Raw genomic sequence first — 24,978 nt, 5'->3', positions numbered from 1 at the left:
CGATTGCTCCACCGGGCCGGTTCCAACGCTCTGACCTGCGGCTTTGCTGCAAAAAATCTTGACCCCCGACCCGGGTGAGTCTAGAATAAGAGCAGCGAGGGGGGAATGGCCCCCCTCCATCGCACTGGAGGTCATCTTGGAAGCCTTCGAGCGCGCCAGACTCGACTCGTTCTTCGGCCAGACCGCCCGCGAATTCGCGTGCGACCCGGCGCCCGCGTCGTTCCTCATCACCCACCTGCTGCCCGAGCGGCCGTCCTTCGTCCGCGCTGTCGCGCAGGCCACCCGGCTCAGGGCGGTACTCCCCAAGCCGAAGTCGATCACGCGGGACGCCTACCGTGAGGTCGTCGCCGCCTTCGACTGCGACGACCTCAGCCGCGACCTGTTCGCCACCGGCGACAACGCCCTCGCCTACCTGGAGAGCCGCGCAGGCGGCGAGGACGTCATCCTCCTCGACGTCGGCGGCTACTTCGCGCCCGCGCTCACCGAGATCTGCGAGCGGTTCTCCGGACGCATCCTCGGCATCGTCGAGGACACCGAGAACGGGCACCGGCGCTACGCCGACCTGCCCAAGCTGCCCTGCCCGGTCGTCTCCGTGGCCAGGTCACCGCTCAAGGACCCCGAGGACTTCCTCGTCGGGCAGTCGGTGGTCTTCTCCACCGAGGCCCTGCTGCGGTCCCGTGGAGACATCCTCCACGGCCGCCGCGCCCTGGTCCTCGGCTTCGGCAAGCTCGGCTCCAGCATCGCCCGCCTGCTGCACGCCAAGGGTGTGCACGTGACCGTGTACGACATCGACCCGGTACGCCGAACCCAGGCACTGTCTCAGGGCTTCGCTGTCGCCACCGACCGCGAGGCGGCGCTGGGCCAGGCCGGGCTGGTGCTGTGCGCGACCGGCACCCTGTCGCTGCGCGGCGAGGACTTCGGTCTGCTGCGCAACGGCGCCTACATCGCCACCGTCACCAGCTCGGAGGACGAGCTGGACCTGGAACACCTGCCCGACGTGTACCACTGCGAGCCCTCCGGGGAGCACGTCACCCGCTACGAGACCACGGGCCACTACTGGTACCTGCTCAACCAGGGCAATGCCGTCAACTTCCTGCACGGCGCGTCCGTCGGCCCGTTCATCTTCCTCGTGCAGTCCGAAATCATCGCCGCCGCACAGATGTTGAGCCGCGGCGGCCTGGATGCGGTCATGCACGAGGTCAGCCCTGCCGACAGGGCTACCATCGCCGCCACCTGGCTCCGCTACTACAACAAGTGAGAGTGACGGAAACATGATCACCAACGCGCACGTCCGGGCCACCGCCGAGGCGTACCTGCGGGAGCACCCGCAGGCCGCCGACGAGCTGGCCCCGCTGTTCGAGCTCCTGGACCAGGAGGCGCAGCTCGCGTCCCGCAAGGAGTTCCGGGGCCACGTCACCGCCGGCGCGATCCTCGCCGACACCGAGGGCCGGATCCTGTTCATCGAGCACGTCGGCCTCGGCCGCTGGCTCACCCCGGGCGGGCATCTGGAGGACCAGGACGAGGAGCTGATCCAGTCCGCGCTGCGCGAGCTCGCGGAGGAGACCGGCATCCAGCAGCAGCACGTCGTCCCGCTGCTGGACACCCCCGTGCACATCGACGTGCACCCCATCCCGGAGAGCCCCGCCAAGGGCGAGCCGGCACACCAGCACATCGACTTCCGCTTCCTGTTCACGACGTCCGTCGACGTGGCGCGGCTGCAGGCCGAGGAGGTCAGCGACGCCGCCTGGTTCGAGGCGGACCGGCTCCCGGACGGCCTGCGGGAGAACGTGCAGCAGGCCCTGAAGGAACGTGCGTGAGGGACACGCAGCCGCAGACCGGCCACCGGGGCATGGTGGCCGGGCTGCGGCCCGGACCGAGGAAGATACACACGCCTTCCATCGGCGGGGCGTACCGTACAGGGGAGGACAAGGTGCGGGAAGGGAAAGCCATGCGACTCGTGTTCGACGAGAACGAGAAGCCCGCGGTCCTGGAGCAGGCCGCCGAGGCCGAGGAGGCCGGCAAGCAGCTGCTGGCCGACTCCCTTCGCGGCATGGCGGAGAACGGCGTGGACCTGAGCCGGGACTGGGAGACGCTGCGCGTGGAGCTGTACGCCGCGCACGGCATCGACGTCACCGGTGATGGCGGGGATGCCCGTGTCGCCTAAGCACTCGCCGCAGCGGGCGCAGGTTGCCTTCACCCCCGAATGCGAGCCCGTGCTGCGCAAGCTGAGCGCGGCTGAGTTGGTGCGTCTCGATCGTGCTCTGGTGGCCATCTCCCTGGACCCGTGGATCGGGCAGGAGAAGCCGACACGTGCGGGTCACGTGCCGCTGAGGGAGTACATCGAAGGCTCCGCCCGCGTCATCTACCACGTCACCGTCCTCGGATCGGTCGTCATCGTGGCCTACCTCGAGGCCTGACCGCCCCAACTGCTGCCCCGCCTCCCGGCCCTCCATCCGGGAGGCGGGGCGCTTGCGTCCCCTGGAAAGGAAGCCGAATGCCCCTCATGACGCCGTCTGTGGCGCTGGCCAGCTGTGAGCGATCACTGCGGGACCTGCTCACCATCGTTCTGCGAGAGAAGTTCGGCGCGGACTGGATCAGGCACGTCTTCGAGGAGACAGACGTGGCCATCCTCCGCAACAAGCAGGAGACCGAGCAGAAGCGCCGCACCAAGCGTGGTGTGGTCGCGGTCTCCGGCAACCTGATCGAGTACGCCGAGTTCACCCAGCTCACTCGGCTGATCAACAAGCACTGGGAGGCGCTGAACGGGGCGCTGGGTGCCAAGAAGGAGATCACGGTTCTTCTGGACCGCTTCGAGGCCCTGCGGAACACTGTGGCCCACAGCCGCGAACTGCTCCCCTTTGAGGAGGAGTTGCTGAGCGCGATCGCAGGGGAGATCAGGAACCGAGTGACCATACATATCAGTGGCAAGGATGCTGCCGGCCAGTACTTCCCGCGGATCGAGCTGGTGCGGGACAGCTTCGGCAATAGCACCGAAACCGCCGTCCAAAACCAGCCTCAGTTGTTCAGCGTGGCTACGGGGACGACGCTGAGGCCCGGGGACGTCGTGACGTTCACCTGCCGAGCAGTCGACCCGCAGAACCGTGGCCTGTTCTGGGCCTTTCAGACGCCGGACGGCGTCCGCCATACCTCCGACGATCCTTACGGCGCAACCTTCGGCGAGGCCGTGGAGTGGACCTGGGAAGTCACCGATAAGCACATCAGCGGAATAGCCGTGCTCGCTGTGACCCTCACCAGCGACGGGAACTACCACCGCTACGGCGCTGCCGGGTATGACTCTATCGTGGCGTTCACGTACGAGGTTTTGCCGCCGCTGTCATGATCCTGCCGCGCTTGGTGGCCAGGTGAGTTGTCCGCGCGCGGGCCTACGCTCGAACGCATGAGCAGTCCCATCTCGCTGGCCGCCCTGGAACCCGTTCTCAAGCGGATCCTCGTGGACACCGTCCAGATGTTCCGGCCTGGCCCGCAGGTCCTCAACGAGGACACCGGCGAGTACGATCCTGGCCCGGACGTCATCCTCTGGGAGGGCCTGGGCGCGGTGTTCTCCGCCGGCGGCCCCGGCATGGTGATGTCGCTGGCCGGTCAGTCGTACCAGGACGACACCCGCAACCGGTATCAGCTGCTGACGTGGCTGGACGCCCCGGTGGCGTCCCGCGACGTGTGCGTGCGGGTCACGGCCGCCACCGTCGATCAGGGCCTGCTGAACCGGGTGTGGCGGGTCCTGGACCTCTCCCAGGCGCAGACCTTGGCCGTCGTGCGGACCACGTGGATGGACGAGGTCACCCAGCAGTCCTCGGCCGCGCAGGCCATCCAGCCCGCACGGGAAGCGCACACCCCGCCGTTCTAGCCCCAACTGGCTGTCCGTGCAGGTCCGTAGGCTGATCTGCATGGATGACGAGCTGCACCAGGTGCGGATCAGCGCCTCCCACGCCACCGCCACGCTGGCCCTTGACGGGCGCGACATCAGCAAGCAGGTGCGCGGCTACCAGCTGAGCCAGGCGGCCGGGGCGCCGCCGGTGCTGGTCCTGCAGATGTCCCAGCTGGTCAAGGACGACTTCGAGGGCCTGGCCCGCGTCGTCATCGGTGACCCGCCCGACCCTGGCCCCGCCGCCGCGGCGTTCCTCGCCGCGATCGACGCCGGCGAGCTGGAGCGGCAGGTGCTGGCCCGGCACGACCTGATGGACGGTGGGCCCAACGAGCTGACGCGGGCGATGCTGCGGCTCCTGCAGGAGTGGGCGCGGGGTGAGTGGAAGAGGGAGGTAGCCGATGGCGTCCCCCAGTAACGCGCACCCCAACGCCCATCCCGGTGGGGGCGCGTACACGAACGCGGCCGAGCTGGCGGCCCTGCTTGACGAGCGGGCCGCGCGGGTGCTGCCGCAGGCGGTGGCGCTGGTGCGGCACTACGCGATGCTGCTGGAGACCCAGGTGAAGGCGAACGCGAGCGGCAGGCCGGGCCCGAACGTGATCACGGGTGATTACCGGCGTTCGTGGACGCACGAGGTGCACACGGCGGGCGGGGCGGTGTCGGGGACGGTCGGCACGAACAAGCCGCAGGGGCGCCGCCTGGAGTACGGCTACATCGGCCCCGACAGTCTCGGCCGCATCTTCGACCAGCCGCCCTACCCGCACCTGGGGCCTGCTGTGCACGCCATCGAGCCGCAGTTCGTGGAGGCGTTGGGGCGGATCGTGGACGGTGGCCTGTCGTGAGCCTGGCGGAGGACCTGCACCAGGCCGTCGCCAGCGTGATGAGCGCGCACGGCTTCGGTCTGGTGTCGCGGCTGGTGTTCGCGGTGGAGGTCGTTGCGGAGGGTACCGGCGAGCTGGGCCTGCTGCGGGGCTCCACCCCCGCCACCATGCCCGTGTGGGATGAGCTGGGCCTGCACCGGTACGCGGTCACGGACATCGAGGCCGTCATCACCGCCACGAGACTGGCGGGCGAGGAGGAAGGCGAGTAGATGAGCGTGTCGGGCCGCCAGGTAGCCCTGGCCGTGCAGGCGATGCTGACGGCGGCGACGGGCCGCTCCTGCGGGTACGGGACCGCGCCCACAACCGACGACAAGCCGACCGGCAACGCCATCCCGTACAGCGTGCTGTACGAGCTGGGGCAGGTTGCCGGGTACGGGCCGCCGTTCGGTGACCCGGATGCGGACGCGCAGGTGTACGTGCAGATCTCCTCGGTGGGTACGACAGCCGAGCAGGTGTCGCTGCACGCCGACAAGGTGCGGTCCGCGTTCCTGGCCCGCGTGCCCGGCAGCGGACAGTTCGCCAACCCGATCAACGTGGCCGGTGGGCGGGTCATGGACCGCACCCTGGACCAGGAGGACGGCACGACTGTCACGTCCGGGACCTACACTTACGTGCAGCGTTTCGCCCTGCGGGTCTCTTCACCGGCCGGCTGACGAACGCTCCTCACCGCGGAGGCCCATCACGCGGACGTCCGGCCACACCGGCACGGGCTGACCCCTGGCTCGCTTATGCGACCTGTTGGGGACGGGCCTCCGCCACTCGCCGGGGGCCGGGCTCCCCGGAGAGGCAGACTCCCGTGACTACCCAGCAGCGGTTCATGCGCCGCGGCATCACCAAGTTCTACTTCCTGAAGGCGATCGCCGACACCGGCAACGTGCCGACCCGTACCGAGCTGGCCGCGGCCAACGCCACCGACCTGTCGGGTTCCATCTCCGACGTCGCCGGCTGGTCGCTGGCCAACAGCCCCATCGACACCCCTGACATGGGCTCGACCCTCACCACGAACATCCCGGGCGAGGACAAGGCCGACTCCTCCAGCCTCACCTTCTACGAGGACCAGGCGCAGGAGACCATCGAGACGCTGCTGTCGAAGGGCGTCGTCGGCTACATCGTGATCATGCGTAAGGGCGACGTCGAGGCCAGCAAGTCGATGGACATCTTCCCCGTCCGTGTCGCGGGCCGTGCCCCCGCCTACTCCGCCGGTAACGACCCGGCCAAGTTCACGGTGACCTTCGCGATCTCGGGCCAGCCCACGCTGGACGCCGCGATCCCGGCCGCCGTCTGACCTGAGGGGGATGCCGCATGAGCAGCACACGAAAGAGCGCCCAGCCGCCGGCCGCCGCCGTCGCCAAGGACGCCCACTGGTCGGCGAAGATGGCGCGGCTGCGCGCCCGGAAGCTGCCCGAGTCGACGCTGTCCATCTGCGACGACGAGGCCGTGAAGGTCGCCGTCGCGGATGCGGCGCTGGAGCTGGCCAAGGCCCGCGCCGCCGCCGTCGCCGAATGCGTCGAGCAGGGCATCAGCGAGGACAAGCGGGAGGCGTGGGTGGCGTCCAACCCGCAAGTCGTGGCCGCCGATGTGGCCCTGACCCGCGCTCAGGACGCCCAAGCAGAGGCGACGTTGGTCCTCACCTTCCGGGCGCTGCCCCGGCCGGTGTGGGAGCAGCTGCTGCGCGACCACGCACCGACCGAGGCGCAGGCCGACAAGGGCATGGAGTACAACGTCGACACGTTCCCGGCCGCCGTGATCTCCGCCTGCCACGTGGAGCGCGACGAGTCGGGCGCCGAGGTCGACGGCATGTCCGTCGCCGACGCTCAGGAGCTGTTGGACGCCTGGCCGGACGCCGAAGCCAAGGCCCTGTTCACGGCGGCCCTGGTCGTCAACCAGACACTGCGCGCGGACCTGGGAAAAGGCTGATCTCCGACCCGTCGTTCCGGGCCGAGATGGAGCTGTGCCACACCTATGGAATGCCACACAGCCAATTCATGGGGGCCGGCGACGGGCGGTGGACCGCTTTGGACCGGGCGAAGGCGCTGGCGTGGCTGGCGTACACGCGGGCGGTGTGCTCCGGGTGCGGCACCAGGGCGGACGAGTGGCGGCCGGAGCTCGGCGGGGACCGATTCGCGTACGTCTCCGACGCCACCGTGTGCCCAGGGTGCGAGCTGCTGGAGATGGAGCGTGAGCAAGTGCCGGACGGTCCACAGGGGCGCGGGGTCAAGATCGGGCTGAGGCCCAGACGGGAGCAGTAGGTGAGCAGCGCCTACAACCTGTACGTCGACCTGACCGCGCGGACCTCCGGGCTGACCGGTGGCCTGCGCTCGTCGGCGTCGCAGCTGCGGGCCTTCGACGGTCAGTTGCAGCAGGTCAACCGGACCCTGCTGGAGACCGGTTCGGCCACCGAGCGGCTCGCACGGCTGCAGGCGTCGGCGTCCGCTGACGCCGTTCTGGGGCAGGCCAGGGTCACCGCCGCGGTGGAGCGCACCGCGGCCGCGCAGGCGGCTGCCGCTGCCGCCTCCGAACGCTCTGGCCGGGCGTCGGTGCTCGCGGCGAACCTGGCGGCGCGCGCGGAGCGGGAGCGGGCGCTGGCCGTGGCCGCCGGCGAGCGCACCATGCGCGCCCAGGCGGTCGCGCAGAACATGGCGGCCCGCGCCCAGGCGGCGACCGGGCGGAGCGCGGCGGCAGCGCAGGCCACCGCGAACGCTGCCGCCACGGCGGCGACACGGGCCGCGCAGGCGCAGACGCTGCAGGAGGAGCGGGCCGCTGCCGCGCAGGCCGCCGCGACCCGCGCTTCCGGGGTGGCGTCGCGGGCCGCGCAGGCTCGTGCGGCGGCGGATGCGCGGGCCACGGCGACGCTGGCCGCACGCGATGAGGCGGAGGCTGCCGCGTCCGCGCGGGCCGCGGCGAACGCCTCGGCGGTACGGCGGGCGCAGGCCGCCGCTGATGCGGAGACCCGCGCGGCGACGCAGGCCCGCATCGACGGCTACCAGAGGACGGGCGTGGTGCTGTCGGCGGTGCTCGCCGCTGGCGTCTACGGCGCGGTGCAGCTGGAGAAGCGCATGGCGAACGTCATGACGATCTCCCAGCAGATCAACGCGTCCACGGTGTCGGGGTTCACCGACCAGATCGTCACCCTGTCCAAGGGGATGACGCAGTCCGCCGACCAGCTCGCTGAGGGCCTGTACCAGGTTGTGTCGACCGGCTTCGACGGCGCGGACGCGATGACGATCCTGTCGGTGGCCGCGAAGGGCGCCAGCGCGGGCCTGACGACGACGGAGATTTCCGCCCGGGCGCTGCTGGGTGTGCTGAAGGCGTACGGCCTGCCGGCGTCCAAGGCGGCCGACGTGATGGACATCATGTTCCAGACCGTCAACAAGGGCGTCATCTCCTTCGAGGAGCTGGCCCTGCACCTGGGCGACATCGTGCCGATGGCTGCCGCGGCGGGGATCTCCTTCGACGATCTGGCGTCCGCGTACGCCGCGGTGACCCTGGCGGGCGTTCCGGCAGCCGAGTCCGCGACCGGCCTGAACATGCTGATGACGCGCATGATGCAGCCGACGCAAGAGCTGACCGACATGATGCACAAGCTCGGCTACGAGTCGGCGGCGTCGGCGGTCCAGCAGGACGGTCTGTACGTCGTGGTGAACAAGCTGACCCAGGCCACTCACGGCTCCGCTGAGGCGATCACTGGCCTGTTCCACGATGTGCGGGCCTCCCGCGCGATGCTCGCCCTCGCGGCGAACGACGGCAAGAACTACGCCGACACCTACCAGGGCATCGCCAACGAGGTGGAGCGGGCCGGGGCCGCGCACAAGGCGTTCGAGATGCAGATGAACACGGCCGCTGGCCAGTGGCAGATGTTCGTCAACCGCAGCAAGGCCCTCGGGATCGACCTGGGGCGGGCGCTGCTGCCGGTGCTGCAGACCGTCGGGAACGCCCTGTCCGTGTTCGCCGGCGCGATCGCGGACGCGCCGACCCCGCTGAAGAACATGGGTGCCGGGCTGCTGGCGATCTCTGCCGGTGGGGCGCTCGCCCTGGCCGCGGTCACCAAGCTCACCGCGCAGTGGCAGGCGTTCCGGGTAGCGCAGGCGGAAGCCTCCGCTGGGGGCGCGGTCATGCCCGCGGTCCTTCGGGGCGCGGGCCTGGCCGTGTCGGGTCTGACGGCGCTGCTGACGGTGGGCGTGCTCGCCTACGCGGCGTATTCGGCGTCCAAGGAGAAGGCCAAGGCGGCCACCGACGACCTGGTGACGGCGCTGCGCGCCGAGCGGGAACAGGGCGACCAGGGGGCGGGCCTGCGCGCGCTGACGGAGTCGCTGACCAACTCCGACGACGCCGACAAGCTCAAGAAGGTCGGCATCAGCATGGCGGACGCCCTGGACGCCATCACGACCGGCGGGTCGAAGCTTGCCGCCCTGAAGAAGACGATCTGGGAGAACGCCTCCTTCGCCTCGGTGGACCCGTCCGGCCAGGTGTCCACGACGCTGACCACGCAGGGCCAGAAGGCCATGGCCGTGCTGGACAACCAGCACAAGATCTGGTCGAACGCGGTCAAGAAGGAGGCCGACCTTGCTGCGGCGATGCAGATCGTCAACGCCAAGGTGCAGCAGGCCAAGCTCGGCGCGGCGAACGCGTGGAACCTCGACAAGCTCGTGCCGACCGGGCAGGACGGGCTGCCGGCGTACACCGACGAGATGAAGGCGATGGCCGACGCGCTCGGCTCCATCGTCGACCCGGCCAAGGCGTGGCAGGCCGCGCAGGACAAGGTCGCCAAGTCCAACAAGAACGCCAAGGCCACGCTGTCGGACTACATGAAGGAGCTGCGCGACCAGCTGAAGGCGCTGCGCGGCTTCCAGGGCAACCTGTCCAAGCTGGGCATGGCCGGATACGGCGACCTCGCCGACCACTTCGCCAAGCTGGGCGTTTCCTCCGCGCCGATCCTGGACGAACTGGTGACCCAGCTCAGCAAGGGCAAGACGAAGGTGGCCGACGAGCTGGAGTCGATCATCGGCGAGTCGGCGGCCCGCGCCCAGCCGGCGTTTCGGGCGGGCCTGGCGCAGCTGCCCGCGATCGCAGCCCGCTACGGCAAGAAGATCGCCTCGGAGTTCGCGGACGCCGCCGAGACCAACGACAGCGGGAAGTTCGCGCGGGTCATGCAGAAGATGGCCGTCTCCGACATGAGCCGGGCTGTGAAGATGGGCAGCTCCTCCGCCCGCACGCAGCTGTCGCGCGGCATGGACCTGCTGGCCAGGGTCGCATCCGAGGGCGGCGCGGACGCGGCGACCGCCCTGCAGCAGGCCCTGCTGTCGGGCAACGTCACCCACGCCATGGACCAAATCCACGCCATCTGGGGCGCGGACCCGCCGATCACCGCCGCCGACCTGCAGAGCGTCGTGAGCGCGTTCCAAACGGCGGGCTCGCAGGCCAAGGGCGAGTGGTCGGGGATGCTGGACCTGATCACGCAGGTGTCGAAGTCGAAGGGCACCGAAGCGGCGGCGTCGCTGACGTCCGCGCTGCTGTCCGGGGACATGGCGGCCGTCGAAGCGCAGCTGCAGGCGATCGGCGTGAGCGTGCAGGAGATCCCCGGCACGAAGAACATCTCCATCAGCGTCAACCCGCCGGCGCCGGTATCCGTTGAGGTGATTCCGCGCGTCGGCGGCACGGGTCCGTGGAGGAACAAGCCGCTGCTGGCCGATGGCGGCCTGATGTCGTTCTATGCCGACGGCGGCATGCGTCGTGAGAATCACATCGCACAGATCGCACCTGCGGGGACGTGGCGGGTGTGGGCGGAGCCGGAGACCGACGGGGAGGCGTACATCCCGCTGGCCCGGACGAAGCGGGCCCGCTCCAAGGAGATCCTGGACGAGGTGGCACGCCGTTTCGGGGCGACCGTCACCTACCACGCCGGTGGTGGTCTCTCGAACTGGTCGTACACGCCGGCGGGCGGCACGGGCGGCCTGTTCTCCCTGCAGTCCATCGCGTCGGACTCGATGAACAAGAAGGGCGACGCGGTCGACCTGGACAAGTTCACCAAGAACCTGAAGCACTCGGTGTGGGAGGCGCAGCGGTGGCGTAAGGACCTGGGAACGGTCGCGCACCGTGCCGGGCAGGACGTCGCCGATGCGCTGGAGGCGATGGGCGAGGACGGCATCGCCTTGACCCACAAGATGGCCACCGGCAGCTCGAAGTACATGAAGGAGATGGCGGCCGAGCTGAAGAAGCTGGCCGACACCGCCAAGGCGAGCCTGTCGGACTACACCAGCCAGCTGTCCGGCGCGACGAAGCAGACCGCCGACTTCCAGAAGAACCTCGCCACGCTGGCGGCTGAGGGCTACGGGGACCTTGCTTCGCGGCTCGCCGCGCAGGGCGACCAGGCCGCGCAGGACCTCGCGGCGCAGGCTGTGAAGAGCAAGTCGGCCGCGGCGAAGGCCGACAAGGCTTCCAAGGCCGCGTCGGCGACGCTGCCCGATGAGGACATGGCCGACCTGCTGTCTATCATCGGCGCGATCAAGACGTCGAAGACCGGCATCCACGACGTCGCGGACAGCACCAAGCTCGGCGAGGACCGCATCATCGAGGTGGCCAACGCCGGCAAGTCGCAGCTGTCGAAGGCCCTCGGGAAGCGGGCTACGCAGTTCCTGTCAGATCTGTCGCGGGCCAACAAGGGCCTGTCGTACGCGCTGGGCGGCGTGCTGACGCCCGGCCTGTACGCGACGAGCAACGGGCTGATCAAGTTCGCGGAGCCTCCCACAGAGGGCGAGGCGTACATCCCGCTCGGGCAGTCCAGCCGGTCGCAAGCGACGGCCGTGCTCGAGGACGTCGCCCACCGGTTCGGCTACACCCTCACCGCGCACGGTGTGACCGGGCCGACGCGGGTGGATGCCAAGCCGTCCGGCGCGGTGCAGGTCGTCGTGGTGCGAGAGCAGGCGCGGCCGCTGATCTGCCAGATGCCGGTGAACGTTGCCGCCGGCGCGGACGGCCGCGGGCTGGCGCAGGACATCGGCGCGGAGGTGATGCGGCGCCTTCGTGCCGCGCAGCGAGGAGGCAAGCTGTGACGATCGCTCTGGAGGACTACCAGTTCGACGTGGGCGGCCTGGCCATCGGGACGGGCACGCTGCTGCCAGTCGGCGACGTAACCGGGGTGGGCGCCCCGGACCGGCGTACCGCCGACGTCGACAACCCCACCGACGACGGCGGCTTTCCGGGCCTGGATCTGTTCGGGATACGCACCCTGTCCATCGAGGCCGGTATCCGTACCCCCGCCGATCCGGGCCAGGCCCTCGACCTCCTCGCCCAGCTGCAGCAGATCACCGGCACCGACTCGATCCGCAAGACGGCGGGCGCTTTGGCGACGCTGCGGGTGAAGATGCCCGGCCGGGACACGAAGTGCCTGTTCGGCCGGTGGCGGCGCGTGGAACCCGTGTCGATGTCGCAGGCCGTGTACGGGTGGATTCCGCTCACGCTGGAGTTCGCGGTGACCGACCCGCGCTGGCACGGCGACCAGCTGCAGGGCCTGATGCTGCCGCTGGACATCTCGGATGACTCCCAAGGGTTCACCGCGCCGGTGGTCGCCCCGATCACCACCGGCGTGTCCAACCCTGCCGAGCGGCCCGGCTGGATCACCAACGAGGGCGACCAGCCGGCCTGGCCGACCGTGCGTTTCGACGGCCCGGTCACCAACCCGAAGGTGTGGATCGTGGAGACCGGCCGCTACCTGCAGCTGCAGACGAGCCTGGCCGCCGGCGAGCGGATCGACATCGACACCCGGCCCGGAACCCGCTGGGTGCTGCGCAACGGGTCCGGCAACGCGGCGCCGGCGCTGACCTCCGGGTCCCGCATGGACCTGTTCCAGATCCCGCCTGGCACGAGCGAGGTCCGCTGGACGGCCACGGACTACACGAACACCTGCCGCCTGACCGTGTCGTGGCGCGACGCCTACACCGCCCTGTGAGGAAGCGAAGATGACGCTGATCCAGCCGCCGATGATGATCAACGGTGGCACGCACCCCGCCCGCACCATGCGCATGATGATCCGCGACCTATCACGCGGATCGCAGGGCGTGACCGAGTACAACGACCTGAAGGTGACCCAGCAGACCACCCCCGGCGCCGGGGTGCAGGTCGCCGACGGCTCCGGGGTGGTGCGCGGCGCCTCCTGGGGGCAGGGCTCCTACACCCAGTACAACGTGGGCACGGCCCTGGTGAACATCGCCCCGACCGGGGGCACGGCCCGCACGGACATGGTGGTGCTGCGCGTCCTAGACCCCGAGTACGAGGGCAGCCTGAACCCGGCCTCGGACGACATCGGCTTCTTCGACGTGGTGTCGAACGTGTCGGCTACGGCGACGCAGCCGCCGGCGGGCATGACCGCGATACCCCTTGCCAGGATTGCGCTCCCCCCCAACACCGCCACCGTCACCAACGCGATGATCACCGACCTGCGGCAGATCGCGAACCCGCGCAGGGACCGGCAGCTCTACACCGCCTTTCCCAGCTCGTTGTCTTCGCTGACCGCGCAGAACGGCGTCTGGTACAACTGGCCGACTGCGGCCCGGTGGAACGTCGCCATCCCGTCGTGGGCGATCACCGCGAAAGTCGTCGTCACCCTGGCGGGCCTGCGGCTTTCCGATTCGAACGTGTTCGCGAGCATGCAGACGATGCTCGGCTCGGACCCGGGGCAGAGCACGGCCATCGACGACGACCAGGGCACTGGCGTCCGGCGCTCCACCATCGTTCTCGCCGACTCCATCACCCTGTCGGCCGCTGCGCGAGGCACCACGCAGTTGCTGTACGTCCGCACCCAGCCGTCAAGGGTCGAGTGGGGCAACCTCAGTGTGGACGGCGCCACGTCACTCATCGCGGACGTGGAGTTCAACGAGGGCGTGTTCTGACGTGACCTCCTACCGCTACCTGACGTGCGATGCGGTCAGCGGCAGCGTCCTGGCGTGGGATCTGCCGCTGACCGACGTCAGCTACGGTCCGGAGCTGAATGGGCCCGGTCAGATGCAGGCCACGCTGGAGCCGCACCTGGCGCACGTCCTCGGCTCGATGGTCGATCCCGGCAACACGCTGATCTTCGCGGAGCGGGACTCGCGGCTGATGTGGGGCGGCCTGATCTGGCGGGCGGAGCCGGAGGGCGCGAAGTACCCCATCGAGGCGGCCGGGTTCGGCTCGTACCTGAACAAGCGGCACGACGTGGACGGCAACCTCAACGGGCGGGGCCCCTACACCAACGCCGACCCGTGCAAGCTGATCCGCGACGTGTGGGCGTATTGCCAGTCCCAGGCGGACGGCGACCTGGGCGTGGTCGTGGACGGCACCACCTCGAAGGCGACGATCGGCACCCCGGAGGAGCCGTACGCGACGGCCTGGTGGGAGGCCCCGGCCCTCGGCGACGTCGTCTCCGATGCGGTCGCCGTGTTCGGCGGCCCGGAATGGACCGAGCGCGTGTCCTGGGTGGGCGGGAAGCCCGAGCGGCGCATCCAGATCGGCTGGCCCCGCCTCGGTACTCGCCGCACCGATGTGTCGTTCACGAGCGGCGTGAACATCGTTGACTCGACGCCGGTCACCTACGACGGCGACGCCTACGCGCAGGTCGTCGTCGCTCTGGGGGCGGGCGAGGGGCAGGCCCGGCGCCACGTCGTGGACGCCGTACGGGACGGCCGGCTGCGCCTGGAAGAGGTCCTGGACCTGCCCACGGTCAAGGGACAGGACCAGCTGGCGGCGAAGGCCCGCCAAGGCCGGGTCGCCCGCCAGAAACGTGGCTCGATCGAGCAGGTCGAGCTCATTGACCACCCCGCGGCCCGCTTCGGCTCCTTCCAGGTGGGTGACGACGTGCGGGTGCAGGTCCACGACCAGTGGACCGACTACGACGGTTGGGCGCGAGTGACCGGATGGACGCTCACGCCGGCGCAGGGGGACCAACAGGAACGGATGTCGGTGAGCCTCGCGCCCGCCGACTCCTTCATCTACGGAGGCTGAACCCCTTTGGCTGACACCCTTGCTGGCCTGGCGGTCAGGATCGCCACCCTGGAGCGCCTGGTGCGCGACATGTCGCGGTCCAGCCGCCTGGCCTACTCCTCGATCGAGAACGGCTCCCTGGGCTTCTACGACGGCGACGGACTGCTGCGCGGCAGCATCGGCCTGCAGGCGGACGGCACGGTCGGCATGCAGGCCGTCAACGGCCCGCCCCCGCCCGTGCCGTCCACGCCCGAAGTCACGTCGGTCCTGGGTGGCGTGGCCGTCACCTGGGACGGTGCGTTCGCTGACGGCAGCACGGCCCCGACCGACTTCGCCTACGTGGCGGTGCACTCCTCCACCAACCCGGACTTCACCGACGACTCCCTGTTCTCCGGGTTCTACACCGCCGCGGGCGGCACCATGACGGTGCCGGCGAGCCTGCCGACGTGGATACGCCTGATCTGCGTCTCCACGTCGGGGATAACCTCCGAGCCGTCCCCGGTGACCGGCCCGGTCGGGCCCGCTCCGGTCGTCGCTCAGGAGGTCCTGGACGGCATCATCACCGACCTGTCGCTCGCTGACGGGGCGGTCACCCGGGCGAAGCTCGAAGCCGGGGCGGTGGACGGCACCGTCCTGGCTGATGGCGCGGTGAGCACGCCGAAGCTGGTCGCGGGCGAGATCGACGGCCTGGTCCTGGCGGCCGGGACGGTCGACGCCGACAGGCTGGTGGCGGCCAGCCTCACCGCCGCCCAGATCAAGGGCCTGAGCATCACCGGTGACCGGCTCGTCGCCAACACGATCACCGCCGACCAGATGGCTGTCGGCACGATCACCGCGGCGTCGGGCATCATCTCCTCGATCGACGCCGCCAAGATCACCGTCGGCAAGATCAAGGCGTCGCAGATCGACGCGACGAGCCTGGTCATCTCGGGTGCCAACGTCAGCGGCACAGTCGCCTCGGCCACCACGGCGACCACCGCCAACACCGCGACGACCGCGGGCTCCGCCACCACGGCGGGCTCCGCCACCACGGTCACCGGCTCGATCGGCTCCGGAGTGACCCTGCCACCCACCCAGATGGGCGCCGGGCAGATCCCGCAGACCACCACCATCAACGGTGGCTCGGTCATCACGGGCACCCTGGACGCGGCCGCCATCAAGGCCGGGACGATCTCCGTCGACCGGCTGACCGCCGGCCTGGCCGGGCAGGTCGGACAGAAATGGTACGACTTCGGCGACAACGCCTCGAAGTGGAACAGTCTGAACAGCCCCACGATCACCACGGTCGCTGTCACGGACGCGCAGTCCGGCGGAAACGTGATGCGGTGCGTTGGCCCCGTGGCGGGCGCCAACCGGCCCGATGTGAAGATCCCCTTTGACCCGTCCGTGACGTACCGGGTCAGCGGCCGGTTCCGGCAGACCGTCGCCAACTCCACGCCCGGCACGAACCAGAAGCTATACGTGGGCGTAATGGGTCTGGCCGCCGACGGTGTCACCTTCGTCAACCAGACAGGCGCGAACTCGCGCGGCACCCAGTTCTATCCGGCTGCCGACTCCCAAGACCTGGTGGCCGGCGGGGGCTGGGTGACGTACACCGGCTACATCAAGGGCACCTCGGACAGCCCCGCCAGAGGGGTCACGCCGAACGCCAACGCGCCCATGCAGCTGCACTCCAACGTCCGCTACATCTCGCCCGTCCTCTACACCAACTACAACGGTGGCAGCGGCACGGTCGAGATGGACATGTTCGCCATCGAGGTCGTCGAGTCCGGCGGCATCACCGCCAGCAACATCAAGGCCGGCGCGATCGACGGCCAGACGATCACTGGTGCTCTGCTCCGTACCACGGCCACCGGGAAACGCATCGAGATCGGCTCGGATAACCAGATCAAGGCCTACAGCGGCCATGCCCGCGAAACCCTCCCAGGTTTCATCCAGGGCTCCGTCCAGACGGACGCCGGTGTGGTTACGTCCTCCCTCCTCATCAACGCACCCCAGATCGATGCCATCACACCGCAGAGCGTTGAAATCAGCACGTCCACGGACGGATCCCGGTCTGCCAGCCTCGGCGGGTTCAAGGCCTACACCTACGCAGACGGAACCCAAGAGGCCATAGCCGCAGGAAAACTGACGGTGGTCGGCGTTCTGACCGCAGCCAACTTGCGCACGGGCAGGGTGACCATCACCCCTACCGCGGGCAACACGCCCACCCCCTACACGATCACCGGCCTGGGACTCGCCGGGAATTCGTTCTTCGGCCAGGCCACCGCCGCAACCACGGTCCCCGGCACAGCCGTCAAGGGCGTCTCCGTCTCTGACACGAGCAGCAGCGGCCTCACCGTGTGGCTGACCCGAGACGCCGCCATCGCCACCGCCGTCGATTACCTCGCCATAGGAGTCTGACCTTGAGCACGCCCCCCATAGAGGAAGCCACGCCCACGATGATGCAGGCCACCTGCCACACCCCCGGCTGCCCGGTGGAGGACGTCACGTACACCGTGGCCATGTACCCGTGTTCGGTTCCGCCCACCTGGCGCGCGGTCTGCGCTCAGTGCGGGCAGGCCGTCACCGACATCGTGCCCGTCTGAGCGACTGACGTGGCGTCCCCCCGTGCCCGTAGACTCGTGGGCGGCGCGGGGGCGCCTATCGGAGGAGTGCGCGGTGACACAGCCGCCGAGCGCCGAGCCCACCCTGTGGGAACTGCACCGCGCACTGCAGCAGTTGCGCGAGGACCAGAACAGCGGCATTCAGCAGCTGCGTGACGATCTGCGCGGAGACCTGGCCGCGATGAACGCCCGCTTCGAGGAGACCGTCTCCAAGGAGGTCTACCAGGCGGATCAGCGGCTGGTGAACACGCGGCTGGCCACGATGGAGGAAGCACAGCGCACCGCGGCCAGGGTCCGCGAGAGTGACCAGCAGCAGGCGGCGAGCACCCGCAAGTGGCTGATCTCGGCGTTCGTGGCGCCGCTGCTGGTCGCCCTGCTGCAGCTGTGGCTGACCAGCAAGGTCGGGGCGAGCCCGTAGCGGCGCCCCGCCGCGGCAGCACACTCTTCGTTCGTCCGGCGCGGGGGAGAAACGGCACCGGACGTGCCTCTTACTCACGGCATCCTCACCCACCGCTACCCACACCACACCAAGCTGGGCCGCCACCAGGTCCTCGACGCCCGCTCCCTGCAGTGGGTGCACGAGCACACCGGGGCGGCCCTCAAGCCCGTCCAGCACACGCCGCGCATCCCGGTCCTGGACCAGGAGGACCTGTTCGCGCAGGGCATCCACCTGTCCCAGGTCATCGCCGGCGCGGAGGACGTTGATGCGCTCGGCTCGTGCACGGGCAACGCCGGTACGGCCGGTGTGTCGCTGCTGCTCGACGACGCGGAGGCGAAGGCGGCCGGGTTGGACCTGGCCGATCCCAAGAGCGTCGAGGAGTGGGCGATCGGCCTGTACGCCGAGGCGACCGGCCTGGACGACGCGGACGGGACGTTCCCGCCTGCCGACACCGGCAGCTCGGGCCTGGCCATCGCCAAGGCCCTAAAGCGCCGCGGCCTGGTCGGCCACTACCGGCACGCCACCAACGCCACGGCGGTGGCTTCCCTGCTGCAGACCGGGGGCCTGCTGTTCGGGGTGCCCTGGTTCAAAGCCTGGTTCGAGCCCGACCGGTACGGCTTCATCGACGGCGGCGACTGGGAGTCCTCGCCGCTGGCGGGCGGCCACGAGATCTTCGTGACCGGCCTGGAGCAGGTGGTGCAGGACCACGCCGGCCGGGTCGAGCCCGGCTCCACCGTCATCCGCTTCCGCAACTCCTGGTCGCGGTCGTGGGGCGACGACGGCGACGGGCTGATGACGCTCGCCACCTACCAGCGGCTGCGCCGCTACATCGACGCGATCCAACTGGCCAAGTCCGACGCGATCCAACTGCGGAAGTAAGGAGACGGGGCCGATGCTCAAGGCCATCGACATCAGCAGCCTGCAGGCACACCCGAACATGTCCGGCGTGGACGTCGTTCTGATCAAGGCGTCCGAGGGCCGCACCTACGCCAACCCGCTGCGCGATGCGCAGGAGAAGGCCGCCCGCGACGGCGGCAAGCAGGTGGGCTGGTACCACTTCCTGTGGCCGGGCAACATCCAGGCGCAGGCCGAGTATTTCGTCCGCTGCGCCGACCCCAAGCCGGGCGACGTCCTGGCGTGCGACTGGGAGACCACGACCTCGCACACCGCGGCGACCTGCGCGGAGAAGGACCAGTTCCTGAAGGCCGTGAAGAAGCTGAAGCCGGGCCTGCGGGTGATCCTCTACTGCAACCTGGACTTCTGGAAGCGGCACGACACCACCTCCGAGTGCGGTGACGGCCTGTGGATCGCCGATCCGGGCGTGGCGGCGGGCAAGCCGCGCGTGCAGCACAAGTGGGTGATCCACCAGTACGGCATCCGCGGCGGCCAGGACGTCGACGTGTGCAACTTCGCCTCCGTGCAGGCATGGAAGGACTGGGCGGGCGCCCCGAAGACGCCGACGCCGCCGAAGCCCAAGCCGCCCAAGCCGCGGTACGTGCCGCCGGCGTTCCCCACCGGTCTGGCGCCGGGCAAGTCCAAGCCGTCGGCGAGGGGGCTGCAGAAGGCGCTGCGCGCGGCCAAGTTCATGACGATCTCGGACGCGGACCTGTCGGACCACTACGGGCCGCGCACGGAGGCCGGTGTGGACCGGTTCTTCGACAAGTACCCGCAGTTCCGGTCCAAGGGCAAGCCGCACGACACGGCGATCGGCCCGAAGGGCTGGGCGTTCCTTTGCACCCTCGCCTACGGCGGGAAGTGAGCGCGGTGGACGAGGCAGACGTCATCCGCCGGTTCACGTTCCACCCGGCCGACACCAAGGAGCGCCGCCAGGCGCATGAGGACATCCGGTCCGCGTGCCTGGAGCTGGGGCTGATGCTGCACAACGAGCTGCCCGCCGGCGCGGAGAAGCAGTCGGCCATGTTCCGCCTCGAGGAAGTCATGTTCTGGGCGAACGCCGCGATCGCCCGCCAACCCAAGGAAGTGACCTCGTGAACCTGTACGTGTCTCTCATCCGCACCGGCATCCCGGCGCTGGCCGGATGGCTGGTGACGCTGGCCGCAGCCCACGGTCTCCACCTGGACGCGCAGGCCCTGGCCGGCGTGCTCACGCCGGTGGCCGCGTTCTGCTACTACACGGTGTTCCGGCTGGCCGAGCATTACGTCTCCCCGAAGTGGGGGTGGCTGCTCGGGTACGCCCAGCCTCCGCAGTACGACCTCGCCGCGTAGCTTCCCGGCGTCGGGAAAGACCAAGGCCCCCACCGCACGCGGTGGGGGCCCCGACCTCTTGGAGCCCTCAGCGTAGCAGTGCCGGCGGACCGGCCCCAGGCGTCCGCTGAAAAGCCCGGCCCCGCACGCCCCGCTTAGAATCTAAGTGCAGTCCAGTGGAGGAGAAGGGGGTCCGTGGTGGCCAAGAAAGCGTTCCTGGCCGGCAGGCAGGAGTTCGCTGCGCTGTACGGGGTGAGGGCCCAGCAGGTCACGTCGTGGCTGGCGCGCGGTGCCCTGAACTACGACCACGCGGTGATCGTGTCCGGCTCGCCGTACTGGCTGCTGAGCTTCGTGCGTGACTTCGGGGCGATGACACCGCGGGGCAAGGAGCTGGACCAGCGTCTCCTGAAGCAGCTGGTGGCCTCGCAGGAGCCCGGCGTGTGGGCGCGCACCAAGGCGGAGATACCGCCGGTGCTCGGCCTGCAGGAGGCGACCGCCCTGTTCGGCCTGTCCAGCCAGCAGAACCTGTCCGCCGTGGTGCGACAGGGCCGCTTCGTACCGCCGGACTACCAGCTGTCCGGGTCGCCGCTGTGGCTGCTGGACACCCTCATCGAGGCGGCGCCGGAGATCCGGTCGAAGTCGCGGACCGTGATGTGGGCGATCGTGCCGCAGGTCGAGGCGGCGCTGAGGCAGGGCTGCTACACCGGCCCCGGCTCGGTGATCGTCCCCCGTGGGAAGGCCGCCGCGAAGGCCCTGCGACCTGGGCAAACCGTGTGACACAGACCCCATTGGGGGATAGAATAAGAGCATCGGCCCGGAGCGGGCCGGTGCTCTTTTCTTTGGAGGAACGATGCACGCTGTCCACGCCGTGGCGCGGTCGCCGACCGCCGGCCGGAGGTCCCGAGGAGGCGCCCCGGTGGTTGATCGTGTCAGACCCTTCATGAAAGATGTGCCACACCACTCAAGCGGTGTACGCACTTCCGGGGGTCTTGTGCCCGTTTACCAGCAGGAGCAACTGCTCGGCCTGGACGACATCCAGCGCGTTCAGCAGCCCGCGATCCACCCCGGTCAGTCCATCCAGCAGCGGTTCGAGGCGTTCCACGCCCTCAACCCGTGGGTGCTGCGGCACCTGGAAGCACTGACCCAGGACTGCGTCGCCAAGGGCTTTCGCCGCGTCGGCATCGGGATGCTCTTCGAGCTCCTGCGCTGGCGCTACGGCGAGGCCACCCACGGCGACGCCTTCCGGCTGAACAACAACTTCCGCAGCCGGTACGTGCGGCTCCTGATCGAACGCCACCCCGAGTGGGCGCGGCTGTTCGAGACCAGGGCCCTGCGTGCCGCGTGAGACCAACGACCTCTTGGAGCAGCCCAGATGGGCATCAAGCTGAAGACCCGCAAGCCGACCGGCATCGTGCCGTGGCCGCTCATCCTCATCGAAGGGGATGAGGGGGCCGGAAAGACGTACTCCGCCGCCGAGTTCTCCGCCTCCGAGCTGATCGGCCAGATGTACTGGGTCGACCTCGCCGAGGGCAGCGCGGATGAGTACGCGGCCATCCCCGGCGCCGACTACGAGATCATCGACCACGACGGCACCTACCGGGACATCTACGAGCAGATCCGCGCCGTCTACGACGAAGCCCGCCGCGCCGCCCTCGCCGGCGAACCGCCGGTGGTGCTGTCCGTCGACTCCGGTACCTCGCTGTGGCGGATGCTCAAGACCTGGACCAACGAGCGGGCCCGGCGCGGCAGGAGCAACGCGCAGCGTCTGCAGGACGACCCCGACGCCGCGATCGAAGTCGGCATGAACCTGTGGAACGACGCCACCGAGCGGTGGTTCGAGGTCATCCACCTGCTGCAGACGTTCCCCGGCATCGCCATCATCACCGCCCGCGGCAAGCAGATCACCGCCATCGACGACAACGGCAAGCCCGTCACCGACAACCGCGGCCGCGCCCTGCGCGAGTGGAAGGTCCAGGCACAGAAGGACCTCGCGTTCGACTGCTCGGTGTGGGTGCGGATGCGCCGCGGCCGCGCCCCTCAGGTCATCAAGGCCCGCTCCCTGCAGCTGCGCATCGAGGACGGCAGGCCGCTCGACCTGCCCAACTTCAGCATCGAGGACCTGGTCTTCAACCGGCTCGGCTGCTCGCTGTCCTCCCAGCCCCGCCAGATGCCCGCCCTGGTCGGCGACCGCGTGCAGGGCTGGCTGGACGAGCACGACGTGGCCGAGCTGCGGGACGTGGAGAAGCTGCGCCAGCTGTGGTGGGACGCCGCAGACGACGACAGCGGCCTGACCCGCGCCGAGGTCGTCTCCATCCGCGCCGCGATCGAACGGAAGGTCGCCGAGATCGAGAACCCGCCCACAGACATGGGTCAGGGCCCGCTCTCCGACGCCGACAAGCTGCGGGCCGCCGCCGAGCGCAGGGCCGAAGAAGACGCCGGCGAGGAGCCGGACGAGGACGAGGGCGAGCGCCGCCCGGTCCGCAAGGCCGCCACCCCCGCCAAGCGCACCGCCAAGCGCACCGCGAAGCGCACCGTCTCCAAGACGGCCGCCGCCCGCGCCTGACCCCCCTTTTCCCTCGCGGGCCGGGCCTCCTTCGGCCCGGCCCGCCCCCGATCTTCCTGGAGTTGTTGTGACCGCTCAGCCCGTAGAGAGCGCGACGCCGTCGCTGTGGACGGCCGCGCACGACGTCGACGCCAGACGGCCCCGTTCCCTTCAGAAGCATCTCGGCGCCTCGGACACCGTGTGCGAGCGCCGCGCCGCCTACATCGTCGCCGGGACCGCCCCGAGCGATGAGACCGACAAGAAGGCCGCGATCCTCGGTACCTACATCCACGAGGGCCTGCTGGGGGCCGCACGCAGCGAGTACCGCTGGCTGGTGGAACGCGCCGTCGCCGACGAGACGATCAAGGGCCACATCGACGCCGTGCAGCTCGATGAGGCCACCGCCGCCCGCCTGCCCGCCAGGCACCGGCCCCTGGTGCCCGCCGAGCACGGCGTGACGGTGGAGGACGTCAAAACCAAGAGCACCTACCTGTGGGACAAGGTCCGCCGCTACGGTCCGACCGCAGCCGAGCTGCGCCAGGTGTACCTGTACGCCGATCTGCTGCGCACGGTCGGCTTCGAGGACGTACGCGGCCAGCGGTACCTGTCCAAGCTGGGCCCGCTGCAGGTGGAGCGGATCCGCTTCCGCTTCGTCAACCGCGACAACGGCGAAGAGCACATCCAGGAGTTCGACTTCGACCCGATGGAGGCCACCCGCGCCCGCTGGTGGGTGCAGCGCGTGCTGGAGCTGGACAGCCCCGACCAGGCCCGCCGCGACTTCGACGGGCCCGGCCTGGACGCCATCTGCGACCACTGCCCGTTCATGACGGCCTGCTGGGGGCTGCCCAAGGTGCCGGAAGCGCCGGTGCAGACGGTCCTCATCCACGACGACGCCGACCGGGCGCAGGCCCTCGCCGATTACGTGCGCGGTCACGAGCTGGAGACCGAAGGCAAGCGGATCAAGAAGAAGGCCCGCGCCATGCTGGCGACGTCGCCGGCGGGCGCGTACGGAGCCAACGAGCTGGCATGGGGCGGCGAGAACCCCAAATGGGCCGTCGACGTGCAGGCGATGGTCGACCTACACGAGGACGCGGCCATTCCCGTGCCGATGGTGCCGGACGAGGACCGCATGGTCACCAACCTCAAGACGGCGGGCCTGGCGGTCCCTGAGGTGAAGACCTCCGAGACCACGCCCAAGACCATCATCGTGCGGCCCTTCAAGGCCTGATCCGGTGCGCCGCCGCCCGCCCCCTGGCCGGGGCGGGCGGTGCCGTGCCGACGGAGGGAACTTCCGTTGTCCATTCACCTGATGGTCGTCGCCGCGTACCTGCCCGAGGACGTGGTGACCCAGTCTCAGAAGCTGGCGCTGATGAAGATCTGCGACTCGGCCGACGACGAGACGCGCCTGTCGAAGCCGGGCCTGCGCAGGCTGCGTGCCTGGGTCGGCGTGGGCGAGAAGCGGTGCATGACCATCGTGACCGACCTGGTCGCCAAGGGCCTCATAGAGCGCGTGGAGGTCGGCAAGGCGGGCCGCCGCGCCGTCTACCGGGTGTTCCCCATGGGCGTGCCTGCGATCCCGTCCAACGACGATCTGGAGGCCCGCTTCAAGGCTGCTGACGCCGCGCCGAAGAACCCGCGGCTTGCCCGCGCCGGCGTTACTCGAGCAGCGCCGTCCAAGCCCGCGATGACGCACGAGGACATCGACGTGCGGGCGCTGGCCGCCGGGGAGGGCGTGCGAGAGGCAGGGTTCCCCCAGGGGAACCCTGAGGAGGAGGGAGGGAGGGTTCCCCCCGGGGAACCTTCAGGGTTTCGCGAGGGGAACCCACTGGGTTCCCCCGGGGGAACCCCTTCTTTTCCTTCTTCTTCCTCTGTCCTTCCTTCCCCCCCACCCCCCGCGGCTGGCGCCGCAGGGGAGCCCGCCGCTGGCTGCCCCAGACACTCCGTCCCGGCCGCCAACTGCCGTGCCTGCGGCACGAACCCGCGCGCCGGGCGCGCGGTCCGCGAGCGGGACAGGGCGGACGCCGACCGGCAGGCGCAGCAGGACTGGCTGCGCGGCTACCAGGAGGATCTGGCGCGCGCTCGGCGCGTCGCGCTGGAGCGGCCGGGGGACGTCGAGGCCGCGCGGCAACTCGCGCGCCAGAGTCTGCGCGAGGGACGCGAGAGGGGGCGCCAGGGCGATCCGCCGCCCGAAAAAAATCCTTGACCCCCCTCCGAATGGGTTTAGAATAAGAGGGTTGGGCAGGGAGAAGCCCGGCCTACACCGCGAGGAGAACTGAACATGAGCGAGCAGCAGAGCGTCGCGACCTGCGAGGGCGGCAGCTGGAAGCTGGTAGTCCGTCACGTGAGCGACGACCTCACGATCGCCGAGGTGTGGTGCTTCGGCGCCAAGCTGAGCGAGACGACACTGAACACCGACGGCGTTGTGACGGTGACGGATCCGTCCGTTCACTCGGCCTAACCCCCGGTGCG

At 69.8% G+C, this 24,978-nt stretch carries 30 protein-coding genes; all 30 read left to right on the top strand.

Annotated features, from left to right (window positions below; genetic code table 11):
- Nucleotides 1-136: 136 nt before the first annotated feature.
- Complete coding sequence (locus tag IE318_RS19420; protein WP_189902030.1) at nt 137-1,258, top strand: adenosylhomocysteinase; 1,122 nt, start codon at nt 137-139, stop codon at nt 1,256-1,258.
- A 13-nt stretch (nt 1,259-1,271) separates the two neighbouring features.
- A complete protein-coding gene (locus tag IE318_RS19415) occupies nt 1,272-1,817 on the top strand; it encodes an NUDIX hydrolase (RefSeq protein WP_189902028.1) in 546 nt (181 codons plus the stop codon).
- The gene (locus IE318_RS19410) at nt 1,814-2,164 is read left to right on the top strand and encodes a hypothetical protein (protein ID WP_189902026.1); all 351 of its coding nucleotides are present in this window, start codon (nt 1,814-1,816) and stop codon (nt 2,162-2,164) included. Before IE318_RS19415 ends, IE318_RS19410 begins: the two co-directional genes overlap by 4 nt.
- Complete coding sequence (locus IE318_RS19405) at nt 2,148-2,417, top strand: type II toxin-antitoxin system RelE family toxin (protein WP_229903601.1); 270 nt, start codon at nt 2,148-2,150, stop codon at nt 2,415-2,417. The genes IE318_RS19410 and IE318_RS19405 overlap by 17 nt, the downstream gene beginning before the upstream one ends.
- A 77-nt stretch (nt 2,418-2,494) precedes the next feature.
- Nucleotides 2,495-3,340 carry a hypothetical protein gene (locus IE318_RS19400; protein WP_189902024.1) on the top strand — a complete coding sequence of 282 codons (846 nt, stop codon included), beginning with the start codon at nt 2,495-2,497 and terminating at the stop codon, nt 3,338-3,340.
- Nucleotides 3,341-3,397: 57 nt separating this feature from the next.
- Complete coding sequence (locus IE318_RS19395; RefSeq protein WP_189902022.1) at nt 3,398-3,865, top strand: DUF6093 family protein; 468 nt, start codon at nt 3,398-3,400, stop codon at nt 3,863-3,865.
- 40 nt (nt 3,866-3,905) lie between these two features.
- The gene (locus IE318_RS19390) at nt 3,906-4,301 is read left to right on the top strand and encodes a hypothetical protein (protein ID WP_189902020.1); all 396 of its coding nucleotides are present in this window, start codon (nt 3,906-3,908) and stop codon (nt 4,299-4,301) included.
- Complete coding sequence (locus IE318_RS19385; RefSeq protein WP_189902018.1) at nt 4,285-4,725, top strand: HK97 gp10 family phage protein; 441 nt, start codon at nt 4,285-4,287, stop codon at nt 4,723-4,725. Before IE318_RS19390 ends, IE318_RS19385 begins: the two co-directional genes overlap by 17 nt.
- Nucleotides 4,722-4,973, top strand: coding sequence for a hypothetical protein (locus tag IE318_RS19380; protein WP_189902016.1), 252 nt, complete (start codon nt 4,722-4,724; stop codon nt 4,971-4,973). The genes IE318_RS19385 and IE318_RS19380 overlap by 4 nt, the downstream gene beginning before the upstream one ends.
- Complete coding sequence (locus IE318_RS19375) at nt 4,974-5,417, top strand: hypothetical protein (protein WP_189902014.1); 444 nt, start codon at nt 4,974-4,976, stop codon at nt 5,415-5,417.
- Between the two features lie 143 nt (nt 5,418-5,560).
- A complete protein-coding gene (locus IE318_RS19370; RefSeq protein ID WP_189902012.1) occupies nt 5,561-6,049 on the top strand; it encodes a phage tail tube protein in 489 nt (162 codons plus the stop codon).
- Between the two features lie 17 nt (nt 6,050-6,066).
- Nucleotides 6,067-6,681: a hypothetical protein gene (locus IE318_RS19365; RefSeq protein ID WP_189902010.1), complete on the top strand. Its 615-nt coding sequence runs from the start codon at nt 6,067-6,069 to the stop codon at nt 6,679-6,681.
- A gap of 50 nt (nt 6,682-6,731) precedes the next feature.
- Nucleotides 6,732-7,013: a hypothetical protein gene (locus IE318_RS19360; RefSeq protein ID WP_229903600.1), complete on the top strand. Its 282-nt coding sequence runs from the start codon at nt 6,732-6,734 to the stop codon at nt 7,011-7,013.
- Entirely contained in the window at nt 7,014-11,813 is a 4,800-nt protein-coding gene (locus tag IE318_RS19355) for a phage tail tape measure protein (protein ID WP_189902008.1), read from the top strand. It begins immediately after the preceding gene.
- Entirely contained in the window at nt 11,810-12,709 is a 900-nt protein-coding gene (locus tag IE318_RS19350; protein WP_189902006.1) for a phage distal tail protein, read from the top strand. Before IE318_RS19355 ends, IE318_RS19350 begins: the two co-directional genes overlap by 4 nt.
- Before the next feature lie 10 nt (nt 12,710-12,719).
- Nucleotides 12,720-13,649 carry a hypothetical protein gene (locus tag IE318_RS19345; RefSeq protein WP_189902004.1) on the top strand — a complete coding sequence of 310 codons (930 nt, stop codon included), beginning with the start codon at nt 12,720-12,722 and terminating at the stop codon, nt 13,647-13,649.
- Nucleotide 13,650: 1 nt separating this feature from the next.
- Entirely contained in the window at nt 13,651-14,739 is a 1,089-nt protein-coding gene (locus tag IE318_RS19340; protein ID WP_189902003.1) for a hypothetical protein, read from the top strand.
- 6 nt (nt 14,740-14,745) lie between these two features.
- Nucleotides 14,746-17,121, top strand: a complete 2,376-nt coding sequence (locus IE318_RS19335; RefSeq protein ID WP_189902001.1) for a hypothetical protein — start codon at nt 14,746-14,748, stop codon at nt 17,119-17,121.
- Nucleotides 17,122-17,123: 2 nt separating this feature from the next.
- A complete protein-coding gene (locus IE318_RS19330) occupies nt 17,124-17,306 on the top strand; it encodes a hypothetical protein (RefSeq protein ID WP_189901999.1) in 183 nt (60 codons plus the stop codon).
- A 73-nt stretch (nt 17,307-17,379) separates the two neighbouring features.
- Complete coding sequence (locus IE318_RS19325; RefSeq protein WP_189901997.1) at nt 17,380-17,742, top strand: hypothetical protein; 363 nt, start codon at nt 17,380-17,382, stop codon at nt 17,740-17,742.
- A gap of 63 nt (nt 17,743-17,805) precedes the next feature.
- Nucleotides 17,806-18,642 carry a hypothetical protein gene (locus tag IE318_RS19320; RefSeq protein ID WP_189901995.1) on the top strand — a complete coding sequence of 279 codons (837 nt, stop codon included), beginning with the start codon at nt 17,806-17,808 and terminating at the stop codon, nt 18,640-18,642.
- Nucleotides 18,643-18,655: 13 nt separating this feature from the next.
- Nucleotides 18,656-19,522: a GH25 family lysozyme gene (locus tag IE318_RS46325; protein WP_189901992.1), complete on the top strand. Its 867-nt coding sequence runs from the start codon at nt 18,656-18,658 to the stop codon at nt 19,520-19,522.
- A 5-nt stretch (nt 19,523-19,527) separates the two neighbouring features.
- The gene (locus tag IE318_RS19310; protein WP_229903599.1) at nt 19,528-19,755 is read left to right on the top strand and encodes an Acb2/Tad1 domain-containing protein; all 228 of its coding nucleotides are present in this window, start codon (nt 19,528-19,530) and stop codon (nt 19,753-19,755) included.
- Nucleotides 19,752-19,988, top strand: a complete 237-nt coding sequence (locus tag IE318_RS19305; RefSeq protein WP_189901988.1) for a hypothetical protein — start codon at nt 19,752-19,754, stop codon at nt 19,986-19,988. Before IE318_RS19310 ends, IE318_RS19305 begins: the two co-directional genes overlap by 4 nt.
- 174 nt (nt 19,989-20,162) lie before the next feature.
- Entirely contained in the window at nt 20,163-20,744 is a 582-nt protein-coding gene (locus tag IE318_RS19300; protein WP_189901986.1) for a hypothetical protein, read from the top strand.
- Between the two features lie 214 nt (nt 20,745-20,958).
- Nucleotides 20,959-21,312 carry a hypothetical protein gene (locus tag IE318_RS19295; RefSeq protein WP_189901984.1) on the top strand — a complete coding sequence of 118 codons (354 nt, stop codon included), beginning with the start codon at nt 20,959-20,961 and terminating at the stop codon, nt 21,310-21,312.
- A 27-nt stretch (nt 21,313-21,339) separates the two neighbouring features.
- Nucleotides 21,340-22,530, top strand: a complete 1,191-nt coding sequence (locus tag IE318_RS19290) for a DEAD/DEAH box helicase family protein (protein ID WP_189901982.1) — start codon at nt 21,340-21,342, stop codon at nt 22,528-22,530.
- Nucleotides 22,531-22,597: 67 nt separating this feature from the next.
- Nucleotides 22,598-23,737, top strand: a complete 1,140-nt coding sequence (locus tag IE318_RS19285) for a PD-(D/E)XK nuclease family protein (protein ID WP_189901980.1) — start codon at nt 22,598-22,600, stop codon at nt 23,735-23,737.
- Nucleotides 23,738-23,803: 66 nt separating this feature from the next.
- The gene (locus IE318_RS19280) at nt 23,804-24,712 is read left to right on the top strand and encodes a hypothetical protein (RefSeq protein ID WP_189901977.1); all 909 of its coding nucleotides are present in this window, start codon (nt 23,804-23,806) and stop codon (nt 24,710-24,712) included.
- A gap of 75 nt (nt 24,713-24,787) precedes the next feature.
- On the top strand, nt 24,788-24,967 hold the full coding sequence (locus IE318_RS19275; RefSeq protein WP_189901975.1) for a hypothetical protein: 180 nt from the start codon (nt 24,788-24,790) through the stop codon (nt 24,965-24,967).
- The last annotated feature ends 11 nt before the right edge of the window (nt 24,968-24,978 follow it).

Source organism: Streptomyces spiralis, from assembly GCF_014654675.1.
Lineage (GTDB): Bacteria > Actinomycetota > Actinomycetes > Streptomycetales > Streptomycetaceae > Streptomyces > Streptomyces spiralis.
This window is presented reverse-complemented; position numbering and strand designations above follow the sequence as displayed.

What these genes read in the sequence shown, in the direction of transcription:
- IE318_RS19400 (WP_189902024.1), top strand. Translation starts at nt 2,495, where the DNA reads ATGCCCCTCATGACGCCGTCTGTGGCGCTGGCCAGCTGTGAGCGATCA.
- IE318_RS19390 (WP_189902020.1), top strand. Translation starts at nt 3,906, where the DNA reads ATGGATGACGAGCTGCACCAGGTGCGGATCAGCGCCTCCCACGCCACC.
- IE318_RS19405 (WP_229903601.1), top strand. Translation starts at nt 2,148, where the DNA reads ATGCCCGTGTCGCCTAAGCACTCGCCGCAGCGGGCGCAGGTTGCCTTC.
- IE318_RS19275 (WP_189901975.1), top strand. Translation starts at nt 24,788, where the DNA reads ATGAGCGAGCAGCAGAGCGTCGCGACCTGCGAGGGCGGCAGCTGGAAG.
- IE318_RS19395 (WP_189902022.1), top strand. Translation starts at nt 3,398, where the DNA reads ATGAGCAGTCCCATCTCGCTGGCCGCCCTGGAACCCGTTCTCAAGCGG.
- IE318_RS19365 (WP_189902010.1), top strand. Translation starts at nt 6,067, where the DNA reads ATGAGCAGCACACGAAAGAGCGCCCAGCCGCCGGCCGCCGCCGTCGCC.
- IE318_RS19360 (WP_229903600.1), top strand. Translation starts at nt 6,732, where the DNA reads ATGCCACACAGCCAATTCATGGGGGCCGGCGACGGGCGGTGGACCGCT.
- IE318_RS46325 (WP_189901992.1), top strand. Translation starts at nt 18,656, where the DNA reads ATGCTCAAGGCCATCGACATCAGCAGCCTGCAGGCACACCCGAACATG.
- IE318_RS19375 (WP_189902014.1), top strand. Translation starts at nt 4,974, where the DNA reads ATGAGCGTGTCGGGCCGCCAGGTAGCCCTGGCCGTGCAGGCGATGCTG.
- IE318_RS19290 (WP_189901982.1), top strand. Translation starts at nt 21,340, where the DNA reads ATGGGCATCAAGCTGAAGACCCGCAAGCCGACCGGCATCGTGCCGTGG.
- IE318_RS19385 (WP_189902018.1), top strand. Translation starts at nt 4,285, where the DNA reads ATGGCGTCCCCCAGTAACGCGCACCCCAACGCCCATCCCGGTGGGGGC.
- IE318_RS19345 (WP_189902004.1), top strand. Translation starts at nt 12,720, where the DNA reads ATGACGCTGATCCAGCCGCCGATGATGATCAACGGTGGCACGCACCCC.
- IE318_RS19415 (WP_189902028.1), top strand. Translation starts at nt 1,272, where the DNA reads ATGATCACCAACGCGCACGTCCGGGCCACCGCCGAGGCGTACCTGCGG.